Source organism: Rahnella inusitata (genome assembly GCF_018288855.1).
Taxonomy (GTDB): Bacteria; Pseudomonadota; Gammaproteobacteria; order Enterobacterales; family Enterobacteriaceae; genus Rahnella; species Rahnella inusitata.
Genome location: NZ_CP065024.1, coordinates 256497 through 271550, shown reverse-complemented (window position 1 = coordinate 271550; position 15054 = coordinate 256497). Strand labels below are relative to the sequence as shown.

13 protein-coding genes are annotated in these 15054 nt (G+C 54.4%); 2 read left to right on the top strand and 11 right to left on the bottom strand.

The window, feature by feature from the left end:
• Window positions 1-4 precede the first annotated feature (4 nt).
• Window positions 5-751: a ferredoxin--NADP(+) reductase gene (gene fpr / locus I2123_RS01215; RefSeq protein WP_213051614.1), complete on the bottom strand. Its 747-nt coding sequence runs from the start codon at window positions 749-751 to the stop codon at window positions 5-7.
• Window positions 752-1047: 296 nt separating this feature from the next.
• Between fpr and emrD the strand changes: the two genes are divergently transcribed.
• Complete coding sequence (gene emrD, locus I2123_RS01210) at window positions 1048-2241, top strand: multidrug efflux MFS transporter EmrD (RefSeq protein WP_213051613.1); 1194 nt, start codon at window positions 1048-1050, stop codon at window positions 2239-2241.
• 64 nt (window positions 2242-2305) lie between these two features.
• Here emrD and glpX read toward each other — a convergent pair whose 3' ends face one another.
• From glpX to I2123_RS01195, 3 genes are all read right to left on the bottom strand, one after another.
• Complete coding sequence (glpX, locus tag I2123_RS01205; RefSeq protein WP_112168899.1) at window positions 2306-3316, bottom strand: class II fructose-bisphosphatase; 1011 nt, start codon at window positions 3314-3316, stop codon at window positions 2306-2308.
• 141 nt (window positions 3317-3457) lie between these two features.
• Window positions 3458-4981 carry a glycerol kinase GlpK gene (gene glpK / locus I2123_RS01200; RefSeq protein ID WP_056774575.1) on the bottom strand — a complete coding sequence of 508 codons (1524 nt, stop codon included), beginning with the start codon at window positions 4979-4981 and terminating at the stop codon, window positions 3458-3460.
• Window positions 4982-5026: 45 nt separating this feature from the next.
• Window positions 5027-5875, bottom strand: a complete 849-nt coding sequence (locus I2123_RS01195) for an MIP/aquaporin family protein (RefSeq protein ID WP_112168900.1) — start codon at window positions 5873-5875, stop codon at window positions 5027-5029.
• Window positions 5876-6452: 577 nt separating this feature from the next.
• Between I2123_RS01195 and zapB the strand changes: the two genes are divergently transcribed.
• Window positions 6453-6692 carry a septal ring assembly protein ZapB gene (zapB, locus tag I2123_RS01190; protein ID WP_112168901.1) on the top strand — a complete coding sequence of 80 codons (240 nt, stop codon included), beginning with the start codon at window positions 6453-6455 and terminating at the stop codon, window positions 6690-6692.
• A gap of 78 nt (window positions 6693-6770) precedes the next feature.
• Here zapB and rraA read toward each other — a convergent pair whose 3' ends face one another.
• The 7 genes from rraA to priA form a co-directional block, all read right to left on the bottom strand.
• Complete coding sequence (gene rraA / locus I2123_RS01185) at window positions 6771-7256, bottom strand: ribonuclease E activity regulator RraA (RefSeq protein WP_112168902.1); 486 nt, start codon at window positions 7254-7256, stop codon at window positions 6771-6773.
• A gap of 120 nt (window positions 7257-7376) precedes the next feature.
• Window positions 7377-8303 carry a 1,4-dihydroxy-2-naphthoate polyprenyltransferase gene (locus I2123_RS01180; RefSeq protein WP_213051612.1) on the bottom strand — a complete coding sequence of 309 codons (927 nt, stop codon included), beginning with the start codon at window positions 8301-8303 and terminating at the stop codon, window positions 7377-7379.
• Between the two features lie 97 nt (window positions 8304-8400).
• Window positions 8401-9735 carry an HslU--HslV peptidase ATPase subunit gene (hslU, locus tag I2123_RS01175; RefSeq protein ID WP_112168904.1) on the bottom strand — a complete coding sequence of 445 codons (1335 nt, stop codon included), beginning with the start codon at window positions 9733-9735 and terminating at the stop codon, window positions 8401-8403.
• 12 nt (window positions 9736-9747) lie between these two features.
• Entirely contained in the window at window positions 9748-10278 is a 531-nt protein-coding gene (hslV, locus tag I2123_RS01170) for an ATP-dependent protease subunit HslV (RefSeq protein ID WP_056774599.1), read from the bottom strand.
• A 115-nt stretch (window positions 10279-10393) separates the two neighbouring features.
• Complete coding sequence (ftsN, locus tag I2123_RS01165) at window positions 10394-11347, bottom strand: cell division protein FtsN (RefSeq protein WP_112168905.1); 954 nt, start codon at window positions 11345-11347, stop codon at window positions 10394-10396.
• A gap of 103 nt (window positions 11348-11450) precedes the next feature.
• Entirely contained in the window at window positions 11451-12479 is a 1029-nt protein-coding gene (gene cytR / locus I2123_RS01160; protein ID WP_213052449.1) for a DNA-binding transcriptional regulator CytR, read from the bottom strand.
• Between the two features lie 194 nt (window positions 12480-12673).
• Entirely contained in the window at window positions 12674-14869 is a 2196-nt protein-coding gene (gene priA / locus I2123_RS01155) for a primosomal protein N' (protein WP_112168907.1), read from the bottom strand.
• Window positions 14870-15054: the final 185 nt, after the last annotated feature.

Genomic DNA, 15054 nt, shown 5'->3' with positions numbered 1-15054 from the left:
GGACTTACCAGTAATGCTCGCTGGTCATGTGCCCCGGTTTACGTTTGAGATGTTTGCGCATACCCCGGGTGTCTTTCAGCACCTGCTGGGTATCGCGTACCATCTGCGGATTGCCGCACAGCATCACGTGGCTGTCGTCAGCGAGCATTTTCAGGCCGACCGCTTCTTCGAGCGTGCCGTTCTCGATCAGCGCAGGTACACGCCCGGTCAGTGAGCCAGAGATTTCTTCGCGGCTGACCACCGTCTGGATGTGCAGTTTTCCCTCATAGCGGCGCTGAAGTGCCTGCATCAGGGGCAGATAACTGAGATCGGCAGCGAAGCGTGCGGCGTGTACCAGAACGATATTTTTGAAGCGCTCCAGTCCTTTGCCTTCCTGCAAAATCGATAAATAAGGCCCGATTGCGGTACCGGTCGCCAGCATCCAAAGCTGGTCGCACTCTGGCACTTCATCGATCACGAAGAAACCTGCGGCCTCTTTCGTGACCTGAATTTCATCACCGGGCTGCATTACGTGCAGATGGGGGCTGAGTTTTCCCTCCGGCACGTTCACCAGGTAGAACTCCAAATCGCTGCTGGATGGCGGATTCACATAGGAATAGGCGCGCTGAACGCGCTCGCCGCCGATTTCTAACGAGAGTTTTGCAAACTGACCTGCGGTGAAAGGATCGGCTGGCGCATTGACCGTAATGCTGAACAAATTGTCCGTCCAGTGCTCAACTTTTGTGACTTTTCCCGTGACCCAGTCAGCCATAAAAACTCCCGTCTTTTTTGATTACCGAATGTATGTGCTGATTTTATTTCAATTTTTTTCGATCCCTTATCGGTTAAATGTTATCAACCTGTTCCTCGCCCGTTATGCCCTGTCGAATTCCGTACACTTTGCGTTACACCACTGGTTCCTGCCGCTGCCAGCGGGGGCACAGGAGAGTTGGCCGTAACCCTCGCTTATTCATCTTAATTTGTTAACTTATGCGCCGCCGTAACACGCTCGAATTAGCGGTTATTTGTTCTGCTCTTTCCCAACTCCATTTGATAATGAACTGAAAAATGAAAAATCTGGAAAACATTCACCTGTTAGTGATGTTGATTTTGCTGGTGGCCGTCGGGCAAATGGCCCAAACCATTTACGTGCCGAACATCGCGGATATGGCGACCAGCTTGTCGGTTAAACCGGGGGCGGTACAGCGGGTGATGGCGGCGTATCTGATAACCTACGGCGCTTCGCAGCTGGTATATGGGCCGTTATCTGACAATATTGGTCGCAGGCCTGTGATCCTGACCGGGTTGATGATTTTTATGCTCGGTGCGGCTGGCGCGATGATGTCCTCGAGTCTGAACATGTTGATTGTCGCCAGCGCCGTGCAGGGAATGGGCACCGGCGTGGCGGGCGTGATGGCGCGAACTATGCCGCGCGATCTATACAGCGGCGGCGCATTACGCCATGCCAACAGCCTGCTGAATATGGGCATTCTGGTCAGCCCGCTGATGGCACCGGTGATTGGTGGCGCGCTCTCGGCATGGTTAGGCTGGCGCGCCAGTTTTGGTTTTCTGCTGATCCTGTGTGCCGGTGTGGCGTTTTCAATGTATCGCTGGCTGCCGGAAACGCGCCCGGCATTCACCGCCGATCATCAGCCACGCAAAATGTTGAGCAGCCTGCGTCTGCTGCTGGCTGACGGCAACTTCAGTCGTTATCTGGTAATGCTGGTAGGCGCACTGGCCGGTGTGGCGGTGTTTGAGGCGAGCTGCGGCGTGCTGATGGGCGGCGTGCTTGGCCTGAGCGGGCTGATGGTCAGCATTCTGTTTATCCTGCCGATCCCGGCGGCATTTTTCGGTGCCTGGTACGCTGGCCGTTCGGAGAAAAGCTTCCAGCAACTGATGTGGCATTCTGTCATCAGCTGTTTGCTGGCAGGGCTGGCCATGTGGATCCCCGGCTGGCTGGGTATCATGAACATCTGGACGCTGATCGTTCCGGCCTCTTTGTTCTTCTTCGGCGCCGGGATGCTATTCCCGCTGGCGACGACGGGTGCGATGGAGCCTTTCCCGTATCTCGCGGGTGCGGCGGGTGCGCTGGTGGGCGGATTGCAGAATATGGGATCGGGGCTGGTGGCGTGGATGTCGGCGATGTTGCCGCAAACCGGTCAGTTCAGTCTTGGCCTGCTGATGTTTGCGATGTCGCTACTGATTTTGCTGTGCTGGTGGCCGATGTCCAACCGTCAGCAAGAGCAGGGACATACTGTGTAATCCACTTTTCAGGCCAAAAAAAAGCAGAGCCAGTCGCTCTGCTTTTTGTTTTTCTGGCGTCGGATCAGATAATAAATTCGTGCAGCGCAGCGTCTTTGCGGTCGAGATAATGCGTCGAACGGATACGGCGGATGGTGCGGGATTTACCACGGATCAGCAGGGTTTCGGTGGTCGCCATATTGCCCTGACGGCTGATGCCTTCCAGCAAATCGCCCTTGGTGATGCCGGTTGCCGAGAAGATAACGTTATCGTTGCGCGCCATATCATCGAGCTTAAGCACTTTGCCGGCTTCGATGCCCATCGCTTTACAGCGCGTTAACTCTTCTTCGCCCATGCGGCGATTTTCAGGTGTATCGCCTTTCACGTCATGGCGCGCCAGTAAACGGCCCTGCATGTCGCCGTCAAGCGCACGGATCACCGCGGCTGAAATCACGCCTTCCGGTGCGCCGCCGATGCCGTACAACACATCGACTTCACTCTCCGGCATACAGGTCAGAATGGTTGCGGCGACATCGCCATCCGGGAAAGCAAACACGCGTACACCGGCGGCGAGCATTTCACGGATCGCTTCATCGTGACGCGGTTTTGCCAGTACGGCGACGGTCAGTTCGGTCAGCGGTTTGTTCAGCGCGCTGGCAATGTTCGACAGATTTTCCGCCAGCGTCAGATCCAGATTAATCGCGCCTCTGGCGCCCGGACCGACGGCGATTTTTTCCATGTACATGTCCGGCGCGTTGAGGAATGAGCCCTGATCGCCGACCGCCAGCACTGCCAGTGCGTTGGACTGGCCCATCGCCGTCATGCGCGTGCCTTCAATCGGATCGACCGCGATATCCACCGCATCGCCGTTGCCGGTTCCCACTTTTTCGCCGATATACAGCATTGGCGCTTCATCAATTTCCCCTTCGCCAATCACGATGGTGCCATCGATATCGACGTTGTTGAGCATGATGCGCATCGCCTGAACGGCGGCGTTGTCGGCGAGGTTTTTGTCGCCACGGCCAAGCCACTTATAACCGGCAAGCGCAGCCGCTTCGGTCACACGGGAGAACTCGATTGCTAATTCACGTTTCATTGGAAAGCCTGTAGAAAGAAAAAAGAGGTCGGTGAGGCAAAGGCTCATCTGTGCGGGGATTTTAGCACAATGGGAAAGAGGCATAAAAAAACTCCCCGACGGGGAGTTTTAGAGAAGGATTTTTGCAGTGAAACCCGGCGATTACTCGTCGTGATCTTCCCATGAGCGCACGCGGGCAACGGCTTTCTGCCAGCCTTTGTATCGCACATTACGTTCTGTCGTTTCAATGCTTGGGCGGAATTCACGTTCGATGGTCGCTTTGCTGCGCACTTCGTCCAGATCGTTCCAGAAACCGACGGCCAGACCGGCGAGGAAGGCTGAACCCAACGCGGTGACTTCCAGGACGGCAGGGCGCTCAACGCGTGTGCCAAGAATGTCTGACTGGAACTGCATCAGGAAGTTGTTGGCAACCGCGCCGCCATCCACGCGCAGAGATTGCAGGCGGGTGCCTGAATCAGCCTGCATCGCATCAAGTACGTCGCGAGTCTGGTAAGCGATGGATTCCAGCGTTGCACGGATGATGTGGTTGCTGTTCGCGCCACGGCTCAGGCCGAAGATCGCACCACGGGCATACGGATCCCAGTAAGGCGCGCCGAGGCCGGTGAAGGCTGGCACCACGTAAACGCCGTTGGTGTCTTTCACTTTGCTGGCGAAATATTCGGAGTCTGTCGCATCGCTGATCAGTTTCAGCTCGTCGCGCAGCCACTGGATGGAAGCACCGCCGACGAAGACCGCACCTTCCAGCGCATAGTTCACTTCGCCACGCGGACCGCAGGCGATGGTGGTCAGCAGGCCATTTTTCGACGTCACGGCTTCTGTACCGGTGTTCATCAGCAGGAAGCAGCCGGTGCCGTAGGTATTTTTCGCCATACCCGGTTGAACGCACAGCTGGCCATACAGCGCGGCCTGCTGGTCACCAGCGATACCGGCGATCGGAATACGCGTACCGCCTTTACCACCAATGTTGGTCTGGCCGTAAATTTCTGATGAAGGACGGACTTCCGGCAGCATGGCGCGCGGGATATCCAGCACTTCCAGCATGCGTTCATCCCATTCCAGATTGTGGATGTTGAACATCATGGTACGAGAGGCGTTGGTGTAATCGGTAACATGAACGCGTCCCTGAGTCATTTTCCATACCAGCCAGGTGTCAACGGTGCCGAACAGCAACTCGCCGCGGGCAGCGCGTTCACGGGAGCCCTCAACGTGGTCGAGGATCCATTTCAGTTTGGTACCGGAGAAGTAGGGGTCAACCACCAGGCCGGTGTTGTGACGGATGTACTCTTCCATCCCGTCTTTCTTCAGCTTTTCACAGATGTCAGCAGTACGGCGGCATTGCCACACAATCGCGTTGTAAATCGGCTTGCCGGTTTCTTTTTCCCACACGATGGTGGTTTCACGCTGGTTAGTAATACCGATACCGGCGATCTGATCTGAATTGATGTCGGCTTTCGCCAGCACTTCTACCAATACCGAGCTTTGCGATGACCAGATTTCCATCGGGTCGTGTTCTACCCAGCCGGATTTTGGGTAGATCTGGGTGAATTCGCGCTGTGAGACGCTGACGATGTTGGCATCATGATCCAGAACTACGGCGCGTGAGCTGGTCGTACCCTGGTCGAGCGCGACGATGTATTTTTTTTCGTGAGTCGTATCTGCTGACATAATTTTCATCCTGCGAATAAGTAAGCTTTGGAACAGTTTAGCCGATCAGGCTTTACGCTGTTTGGATGGCTGAGGTGCTTTTTCTTCTGCAATATCATTGATCTGATGTGGCAGATGGCGGCCAATCAGCGATTTATACGCGATGGCACCCAGAGAAGCGCCGAGCAGCGGGCCAAAAATCGGTACCAGGAAGTAAGGGATATCACGTGCGCCGGTGAAGGCCACTTTGCCCCAGCCTGCGAAGTAAGCGAACACTTTCGGGCCGAAGTCACGCGCCGGGTTCAGTGCGAAGCCGGTGAGGGGCCCCATGGAGGCACCGATTACCGCGATCAGAATACCGATCAGTAACGGAGCCAGCGGGCCGCGTGGAATACCATTGCCGTCGTCGGTCAGGCCGAGGATCAGGGCCATCAGAATGGCGGTGATCACGGTTTCAACCAGGAAGGCCTGCAACACGCTGATGTGTGGGTTTGGATAGGTCGAGAAGATACCGGCCAGATCCAGACTTTCGACACTGCCGCGCACCATGTTGTGGCTTTGCTCGAAATCGAAGAACAAGTTGTAATAGAGACCGTAGACCAGCGCAGCAGCGCAGAAGGCACCGGCGACCTGCGCCACGATGTAAGGCAGAACTTTGCGTCCTTCAAAGTTTGCAAACAAACAAAGCGCGACGGTCACCGCCGGATTCAGGTGGGCGCCTGAGATAGCGGCGGTCAGGTAGATGGCCATTGCCACACCCAGACCCCAGATGATGCTAATTTCCCACTGGCCAAAGGTAGCACCGGCCAGTTTCATTGCTGCGACACAACCCGCACCAAAGAAAATGATAAGCCCGGTACCCAGAAACTCAGCGATGCACTGACCTTTTAATGTGGAACTCATGGTTTGGCTCATAGTTGGATCCTGCTAAGGATGATGTTAATGGTTAGTTATAGTTTTTCTGTTATGCGTACGTGAACGTAATCGGATTTTGCCGTTCATCACTAAATGAGAACGTAATGTGAATTTATCGTTAACGAGCATAAACGAGAAATAGCGAAATCAAATTTTGTGTGTTGTGTCATAAAAATGAGCGATTTCGCGTGTTCAAAGGTCATGCTGACCGGCGAAAAGTCCACGCCGTAGTATCTTAGCGAAGGTATTTTCCCTGAACACGCATGTCAGGGCGGCGCTCAGGGTATTCGGTATTCCGTGACATTTCTGGTGAGTGCCTCTGCTTTTTAAGCATTTCCTGATACCCAGCCCGATAAAATTGCAACAGACTGCGTGCAGAGAGGGGTTCTTGCTAGACAGGGCAAGGCTGGCTACATACAATCAACCGTTAAGACACCCGCCGGTTTTGAAGGGTTCAGACGTTTTTCTGGTTTGAATTTGTTATAAAAATCGATGGAGTGCAGGAATTTTTGAGCCGTGTCCGGACGATGCGGCAGAACATAAGATGTGCGCCTTGCGAACATAAGGGGACCGAAAAATGTCATTTGAAGTATTTGAGAAACTAGAAGCTAAAGTTCAGCAAGCGATCGATACCATTACTCTGTTGCAGATGGAAATCGAAGAACTGAAAGAGCAGAACAACAGTCTGTCTCATGAAGTTCAGCAGGCGAGTGGTAATCACGAGTCGCTGGTGCGTGAAAATGCGCAACTGAAAGAAGAACAACACGTGTGGCAGGATCGTCTGCGTGCGCTGTTGGGAAAAATGGAAGAAGTCTGAGGACTTCCGCCGCAGTGCTTGATGTATAAGCATAAAAAAGGACGCCAGGGCGTCCTTTTTTGTTGCTGAAAGCGAAGGTTATTCGATATCGAGCGGGTCTTCTGAAAGGATGATACCGGTGTTATCGGCATACAGATGGTCACCGGAGAAGAAGGTCACGCCGCCGAAATTGACACGAATGTCGCTTTCGCCGATCCCTTCACTGCCTGCGCCAGCCGGAATCGCTGCCATCGCCTGGATGCCAATATCGAGCTCTTCCAAATCGTCCACCTGACGAACCGCACCGTAAATCAAAATGCCTTCCCATTCGTTTTGCAGTGCCTGACGTGCCAGACCGGCATCGAGCAACGCACGACGAACAGATCCCCCACCATCGACCACCAGCACACGGCCACGGCCATTCTCTTCCAGCAGGTCATAAAGCAAGCCATTGTCTTCGAAACACTTCACTGTCGTGATTTGCCCGCCAAATGAAGTACGTCCACCAAAGTTGGAGAACAGGGGTTCGACAACATTCACTTCTTCATGGTAGATATCGCAAAGTTCGGAAGTATCGTATTTCATAGGATTTCATCTGGTTGCTGCATGAGTGTTCAGTATATCCCTTTACAGCGGATGTTGGCAAAATCATCAATTGTTAAATGTGAAAAGCAGCGCGATTAGCGCACGCCCGGCCACTTTCCATCAATTGAGTAACAGACCGGCTGCAAACAAGACGTTAGTCAGTAACGCGGCTTTTACCATGTGCTCCAGCAGAGGGCGCACTTCCAGCGACGTTTTGGCATGATTTACGCGTTTGATGTGAACCGCCAGCATCGGCAGTGCCAGAAGGAACAGCCAGCCGGTCCAGTGGTGCAGATGAACGGCGGAGAATATCGCCAGACACAGCGCAGCTGCACTGAGAATGGTGGCGTGATAACGGCGGGCGTTTACCGGCCCGAGGCGCACAGCCAGCGTATTTTTGCCGTTGGCACTGTCGGTTTCGATATCGCGCAAATTGTTGATGTTAAGCACCGCGGTCGCCAGCAAACCGGTCGCCGTCGCCGGTAACATGACTATCCAGTCGAAATGACCGGCCTGCAAATAGAATGTCCCCGCTACGCTAATCCAGCCGAAGAAAATCAGTACCGAAATATCCCCGAGCCCCATATAACCGTAAGGGCGGGTGCCGACGGTGTAGGTGATCGCCGCGCCAATCGACAGTAAACCGAGGATCAGGAAACCGACCACGTCGCTCGGCTTATGACACGCCACGGCAATAAGCGCGATGCCGCAAACAATGGTCAGCGCGATAGTCAGCATAATGGCGCGTTTCATCTGTGCGGCCGTAATCATCCCTTTTTGCATTCCGCGCAACGGCCCGACGCGATCCGGCGTATCGCTGCCTTTTTCGGCATCGCCATAATCATTGGCCAGATTCGACAGGATTTGCAAACACCCGGCGGTGAGCAACGCCAGCAGGGCAGTCAGCGGATGGAAAACGCCTTGCAGGCTGGCAATGGCAGAACCCATGACGATGGAGGCAAAAGCCAATGGCAGCGTTTTGGGACGCAGGCTTTCGAGCCAGGCGCGGGTGGGCGTCGTCGGAGTGCAGGGAGTCATAGTGCTCATAGTGGATTCGCTCAGGTGAACAAGTCAGTCCGAAATCTAAAAAAAAACAGGGAGGCAAACGCCTCCCTGAAGATCACTTTCGGAACGTATGAGCAAATTATAAGATAAAACGGCTCAGATCTTCATCAGCTACCAGCTGATCAAGGTGGCTTCTAACATAATCTGCATCAATGTTTATGGAAATACCGTTGCTTTCGCTGGCGTCGTAAGAGATATCTTCCATCAGACGCTCCAGAACGGTATGCAAACGACGCGCACCAATGTTCTCGGTGGTTTCGTTTACCTGCCATGCCGCTTCAGCGATACGGCGGATACCGTCAGCGGTAAAATCAATCGTCACACCTTCGGTCGCCATCAGTGCTTTGTACTGATGAGTCAGGGAAGCACTTGGCTCGGTCAGGATGCGTTCGAAGTCTTCCGTCGACAGTGCCTGCAGTTCCACACGGATCGGTAAACGACCCTGCAACTCTGGGATTAAATCGGACGGACTTGCCGTCTGGAAAGCGCCGGAGGCAATAAACAGAATGTGATCCGTTTTCACCATGCCGTGCTTGGTGGACACCGTACAGCCTTCCACCAGCGGCAGCAGATCGCGCTGAACACCTTCGCGGGAAACGTCAGGGCCAGAACTCTGTCCGCCGCGTTTACAGATTTTGTCGATCTCATCGATGAACACGATCCCGTGCTGCTCAACGGCTTCAATCGCCTGTTCTTTCAGGTCTTCCGGGTTAACCAGTTTTGCCGCTTCTTCTTCAATCAGCAGCTTGTAGGCTTCTTTGATTTTTAGTTTGCGCGGTTTCTGTTTCTGCCCGGCCATGTTCTGGAACATGGACTGCAGCTGGTTGGTCATTTCTTCCATGCCCGGAGGGGACATGATTTCAACGCCCATCTGTCCGGAGGCCAGACTGATTTCGATTTCTTTGTCGTCAAGTTGGCCTTCACGCAGTTTCTTACGGAAGTTCTGGCGCGCGGCAGAGGGTTCCTGCGCTTCTTCCGGCTGGCCCCAGTTGTTTTTAGCCGGCGGGATCAGCACATCGAGAATGCGCTCTTCGGCCAGTTCTTCGGCGCGATAACGGTTTTTATCGATGGATTGCAGACGGATCATTTTCACGGCGGAATCGGTCAGATCGCGGATAATAGAATCCACTTCTTTCCCGACGTAACCGACTTCTGTGAATTTGGTCGCTTCGACTTTAATGAACGGCGCGTTCGCCAGTTTTGCCAGACGGCGGGCGATTTCGGTTTTACCCACACCGGTTGGACCGATCATCAGAATGTTTTTCGGGGTGACTTCATGGCGCAGCACTTCGTCGAGCTGCATGCGGCGCCAGCGGTTACGCAACGCAATGGCCACGGCGCGTTTCGCCTTATCCTGACCAATGATGTAGCTGTCTAGTTCGCTGACAATCTCGCGCGGGGTCATCTCAGACATAATTTTCGATCCTTACGCTTTAGAAGACAATTCTTCGATGGTGTGGAATTGGTTGGTGTAAATGCAGATATCACCGGCGATGCTTAGCGATTTCTCGACAATGTCACGCGCGCCCAGTTCGGAATTTTCCAGCAGCGCACGGGCAGCAGCCTGCGCATAAGGGCCACCGGAACCAATCGCGATCAGATCATTTTCAGGCTGAATAACGTCACCGTTGCCGCTGATAATCAGCGAGGCATTTTCATCGGCAACTGCCAGCAGCGCTTCCAGACGGCGCAGCATGCGGTCTGTACGCCAGTCTTTCGCCAGTTCCACAGCGGCTTTCACCAGATGACCCTGATGCATTTCCAATTTGCGTTCGAACAGCTCAAACAGCGTGAAGGCATCAGCAGTACCGCCGGCAAAGCCTGCGATCACTTTATCGTTATACAGGCGACGTACTTTTTTGACGTTGCCCTTCATGACGGTATTTCCCAATGTGGCCTGACCATCACCACCGATAACGACCTTGCCGTTGCGGCGTACACTTACAATTGTTGTCACGAGCGGTTCCTCGTTGCAGACGGGAAAGATCCCCGCAGGCTTGTGGGACACACTGTGTGTCTCACAAGCTTACGAGGCATATTGAAAGTATAGATTGGGGAAGGATTACGGGTTTTCAACCCCCGGTTGCGAGGGGAATGCAACCGGAGATGCCTGCGTTCTTCAGGCGGGCTAAGGTGCTGTCGGCACCGGAACGATTGTTATACGGGCCGATCACGACGCGATTCCAGCCACCGCCGGTGGTGATCCGGCCTTCAAAACCTTCGAAGGCCAGCTTGGCGCGCTGGGATTCCGCCTGCTCGGTACCGTGGAAGGAACCGCACTGAACCATAAAGCGCTGGGTTTTTTCCTGCTCTTTCGGTTTCTCTGGCGCAACCTGCGTGATGGCGGCAGGCTGCTGGGTTTTAGGTTGTTCCTTCGGCTGCTCTTTCACGGTTTCTTTCGGCACAGGTTTTGGTTTCGGCTGTACCGGTTGTGTCTGAACCTGAGCCTGCGGCGCCCGTACCGGCTGGGTTTGCGGCGTGTACGTTGGCTGCTGCTGGACCTGACGCGGCTGGGTCTGCACCGGCTGCTGCGTATAAGTCGGCTGCTGTTGCTGCTGGACCTGACGCTGAGCTGGCGCAGTACGCGTAGCCTGATTAGGATCGTTATACGGCACTTCAGACAGCTGTGTTGGCGTCTGGCGCATATCGGCCTGCATCTGCTCAAGCAACTGACGTTGTTCCGGCGTCAGCTGAGTTTTAGATTCTACCTGGCCGCCCGCCGTCGGTTCTGTCGGCGTGGTGACGCCCATCTGACGGTTTTCCAGTTCTTTAATATAGCGCCAACGTTCTTCCGGTTTAGGCGGCAAGCCGTTACCCGGACGAACAGGGTGGGTTGGCACAACGACCGCTTCTTCGTGCTTATTGTGAGCAATAAAATAGAGGCCACCGACAAACACCACCAGCACCGCAACGGCTAACACCACCATGGTTTTGGAGATCGTTGTGGAATTGCGTTTTTTACTCCGGCTGGTACTTTTCCGCCGCGCTCCTGAGCGCCCACGGCTTACATAGTCTTTCTGTGCCACTATCGTTTCGCTGTGTCGTGATGATTTAAGAATAAGTGCGTCATGTTACTTAACCCTGAACATTTACTGAAATTAAAACTTCATGATTGGATAAAAAAACAACTCACGCTTTGGGTGCCGCTGTACTTTCACGAACGATGAGCTCGCTGTCGAGCAGCAGTGAACCGTTTTCTCCCGGATTCCCTTGTAACTGTTCAAGTAATAATAACATGGCCTGACGACCAAGCTGGAATCGAGGCTGCGCCACGGTGGTCAGCGGAGGGTCGGTGAACTGACTGGCTTTGATGTCATCGAAGCCGACAATCGACAGATCTTTCGGAATCTTCAGACCCATTTTCTTCGCCTGGAACATCGCGCCAATCGCCATCACGTCGTTATGGCAGAAAATCGCCGTCGGCGGCGTCGGCAGAGACATCAGCTCAATAACCGCCTGTGCGCCTGATTCATAGCTAAAATCACCATGCACGGTGAGCGCGCTTTCGACGCTGATGCCGTTACGGCGCAGCGCCTGAACGTAGCCCTGAGAACGATACTGGCACAGCGGCATGTGTTTCGGGCCGGCAATGCAGGCAATACGCTGATGCCCGAGCTTAAGCAAATAATGCACGGCTTCAAAGGCGGCGGTCAGGTTGTCGATATGAACGGTCGGCAGCTCAAGTTCCGGCGCAAATTCGTTGGCCATCACCATTGGCGGCAGATTACGCTGTTCTTCTTTGCTGGCGTCGAACGGTAAATCGGAGCCGAGCAGAAGCATGCCGTCAATTTGTTTGGTGATGATCAGATTGATGAAGGTTTTTTCCTGCTGGTTCTGATGAGCACAATCGCCGATCAGCACCAGATAGCCACTTTTCGCCGCCGTATGCTCGATCCCCTGGATCAGATCGGCGAAAAACGGATCGCAGATATCCGGGACGATCACCAGAATCGTGCGGGATTCGTTGCGTTTTAAATTGCGTGACATGGCATGAGGCGAATAGCCCACGGCCATGACCGCCTGATCCACTTTCTGACGGGTGGAAGCGGAGACTTTTTCCGGATTCATTAACGCGCGGGATACCGTTGCTGTTGAAACGCCTGCCTGTTCAGCCACATCTTTCATTGTCGCGGCGGGTAATTCTTTCTTGTGCTCCAACGCATCTCTCCTTGCAACTGCATCAAACGGACACGACAACATCAACCTTCCTTACCTGCTACGCCTGCGTGCTGTGTAGCTCATCACATTCTAAACAGAATGTGAGTAGGATTTGTTACCTAATTTGCATGAAAAGTGTGACGCAGATGCTTTTTTTAGATCCATCACGCAGAAATCCCACGCTTTTATGTGGATTAGCTGTCGATGGGATCGACATCCAGCGTCCATTTCACCTTTCTGGCCTGCGGCAGGCTGGCGATAAGCGGCTGAGAACTCTTGATCAACTGCTGTAAAACGCGACGGGACGGATGCTGCAATAACAGCTGCCAGCGGAAGCGTCCGTTGCGTTTAGCCGCGAGTGCGGGAACCGGCCCTAAAATCCACAGCGAGTCATCTTTGAGCGGGCTGGATTCCAGCAGATTACGTAACTGCTGGAGAAACAGCGGGGCTTGCTGATTATCGTGATCTTCAGAGCGGATCAAAATATGGCTGGTGTAAGGCGGTAAAAATACGCTTTTACGCTCGGCAAGCGTCTGCCTGGCAAATTCGTCATAACCTTTTTGCAGCAAAACCTGTAACAGCGGATGTTCAGGATGATGGGTTTGCAGCACCACTTCGCCCTGTTTACCGGCTCGTCCTGCACGGCCTGACACCTGGGTATACAGTTGGGCAAAGCGTTCTGCCGAGCGGAAATCCGCCGAGAACAGCGCGCCATCGACGTCCAGTAACGACACCAGCGTGACATCCGGGAAGTGATGACCTTTCGCCAGCATTTGCGTGCCGATAAGAATACGTGCGCCGCCACGGTGGATTTCGTTCAGATGCAGTTCCAGCGAGCCCTTACGGCTGGTGGTATCGCGGTCGATACGGGTAATCGGCGTATCCGGGAACAGCGGCGCGAGTTCGTTTTCCAGCTGTTCTGTGCCGACGCCAACGGAAACCAACTGCGTCGAGCCACAGTGCGGACACTGATGTGGCACCGCGCGCTGGCTGTCGCAGTGGTGGCAGCGCAACTGACGCTGGTTCTGATGAATCGTGTAATAGTGGTCGCAGCGCTGGCATTCGGCGATCCAACCGCACTCATGGCACAGCAGGGCAGGCGCGTAGCCACGGCGATTGAGGAACAGCATGACCTGATTATCGGCTTTCAGATGCTCATGCATTTTCTGGATCAGCGGCTGCGACAGCCCGACTTTCAGTTGTAACCCTTTCAGGTCGAGCAAATTCTGTCTGGCGAGCTTAGCGTTACCGGCGCGTTTGGTCAGCTTCAGCTGGCGATATTTCCCCAGCTCAACGTTATGCAGCGTTTCCAGCGCGGGCGTCGCAGAGCCCATGATAATCGGAATGTTTTCGGCGTGAGCGCGGTACACCGCCAGATCGCGGGCGTGATAGCGCCAGCCTTCCTGCTGCTTATAAGAACTGTCGTGTTCTTCATCGATGATGATCACGCCAAGACGGGCAAACGGCGTAAACAGCGAAGAACGCGTGCCGATCACAATACCCGCTTCGCCGTTGCGGGCGCGCAGCCAGACGGCGAGACGTTCACTGTCATTGAGGCCGGAATGCAGGACATCCACTGGTGCACTAAAACGTTCGCGAAAGCGGGCGATAGTCTGCGGCGTCAGGCCGATTTCCGGCACCATCACCAGCGCCTGCCGTCCCTGTTCGAGAATGTTCTCCAGCACGCTGAGATACACTTCTGTCTTGCCCGAACCGGTCACACCTGCCAGCAGCCAGGCGGAGAATTGCTGATCTTCACTGCGGATCGCGCCGACAGCGGTAGCCTGTTCAGTATTCAGACGTAAACGCTCGCCGACCACCGAAAAATCTTTGCGCCAGTCTGCGGCATCGGGCGCGATGCTGCGTAAATCCGTCAGCCCTTTCGCCCGCAGCGCCTGTAAAGCGGTATCGGTGAGATCGAGACTGGCGACCTGATGGCGGTAGACCGGTTTTTGCATCAGCGCGGCCATCGCCTGCTGCTGTTTGGGGGCACGCTTAAGCGAATCAAGCGGCGTTGCGCGCCCCTGCTCGGTGGCGAACCATTGCCAAAGCGGCGTCAGTTCGGCGGGTTTTCCCTGACGCAGCAACACCGGCAGCGCGTGGAACAGCACTTCGCCAATCGGGAAATGGTAATAGTCGGCGGCCCAGAACAGGATGCGCCATAAATCGGGAGTAAAAAGGCTGGAGCGGTCGAGCACGTCGCGTACGGGTTTCAGCTTCTCCAGGCCGAATTCGCTGGAGTCACTGATCTTCGTCACAATGCCAATCGCGTCGCGTTTACCAAAAGGCACACTGACCCGACAACCCTGCGTCACCTGCATTCCGGGCGGCAGTAAATAATCGAAAGTACGGGCAAGCGGAACAGGTAAAGCAACGTGGGCAACAGGCATCGGGGGTCCAGACTTTGAAAAAATGACGAGATAGTGTACACTGTGTCCTTCGAAATGCATGAACATCATTGCGCGGTTATCAGAGATTCTGTATGATTCGCCGCCTTTAGTGCATTTCGTACTAAAGCCTATCATCCACTACGCGTGGTGTCTGACGGAACAGGGTTGGATAGCGACGCGGCCTT

Excerpts from the sequence above, each read along its gene's own strand:
- fpr (WP_213051614.1), bottom strand. The coding sequence starts at position 751 with ATGGCTGACTGGGTCACGGGAAAAGTCACAAAAGTTGAGCACTGGACG.
- emrD (WP_213051613.1), top strand. The coding sequence starts at position 1,048 with ATGAAAAATCTGGAAAACATTCACCTGTTAGTGATGTTGATTTTGCTG.
- glpX (WP_112168899.1), bottom strand. The coding sequence starts at position 3,316 with ATGAAACGTGAATTAGCAATCGAGTTCTCCCGTGTGACCGAAGCGGCT.
- glpK (WP_056774575.1), bottom strand. The coding sequence starts at position 4,981 with ATGTCAGCAGATACGACTCACGAAAAAAAATACATCGTCGCGCTCGAC.
- I2123_RS01195 (WP_112168900.1), bottom strand. The coding sequence starts at position 5,875 with ATGAGCCAAACCATGAGTTCCACATTAAAAGGTCAGTGCATCGCTGAG.
- zapB (WP_112168901.1), top strand. The coding sequence starts at position 6,453 with ATGTCATTTGAAGTATTTGAGAAACTAGAAGCTAAAGTTCAGCAAGCG.
- rraA (WP_112168902.1), bottom strand. The coding sequence starts at position 7,256 with ATGAAATACGATACTTCCGAACTTTGCGATATCTACCATGAAGAAGTG.
- I2123_RS01180 (WP_213051612.1), bottom strand. The coding sequence starts at position 8,303 with ATGAGCACTATGACTCCCTGCACTCCGACGACGCCCACCCGCGCCTGG.
- hslU (WP_112168904.1), bottom strand. The coding sequence starts at position 9,735 with ATGTCTGAGATGACCCCGCGCGAGATTGTCAGCGAACTAGACAGCTAC.
- priA (WP_112168907.1), bottom strand. The coding sequence starts at position 14,869 with ATGCCTGTTGCCCACGTTGCTTTACCTGTTCCGCTTGCCCGTACTTTC.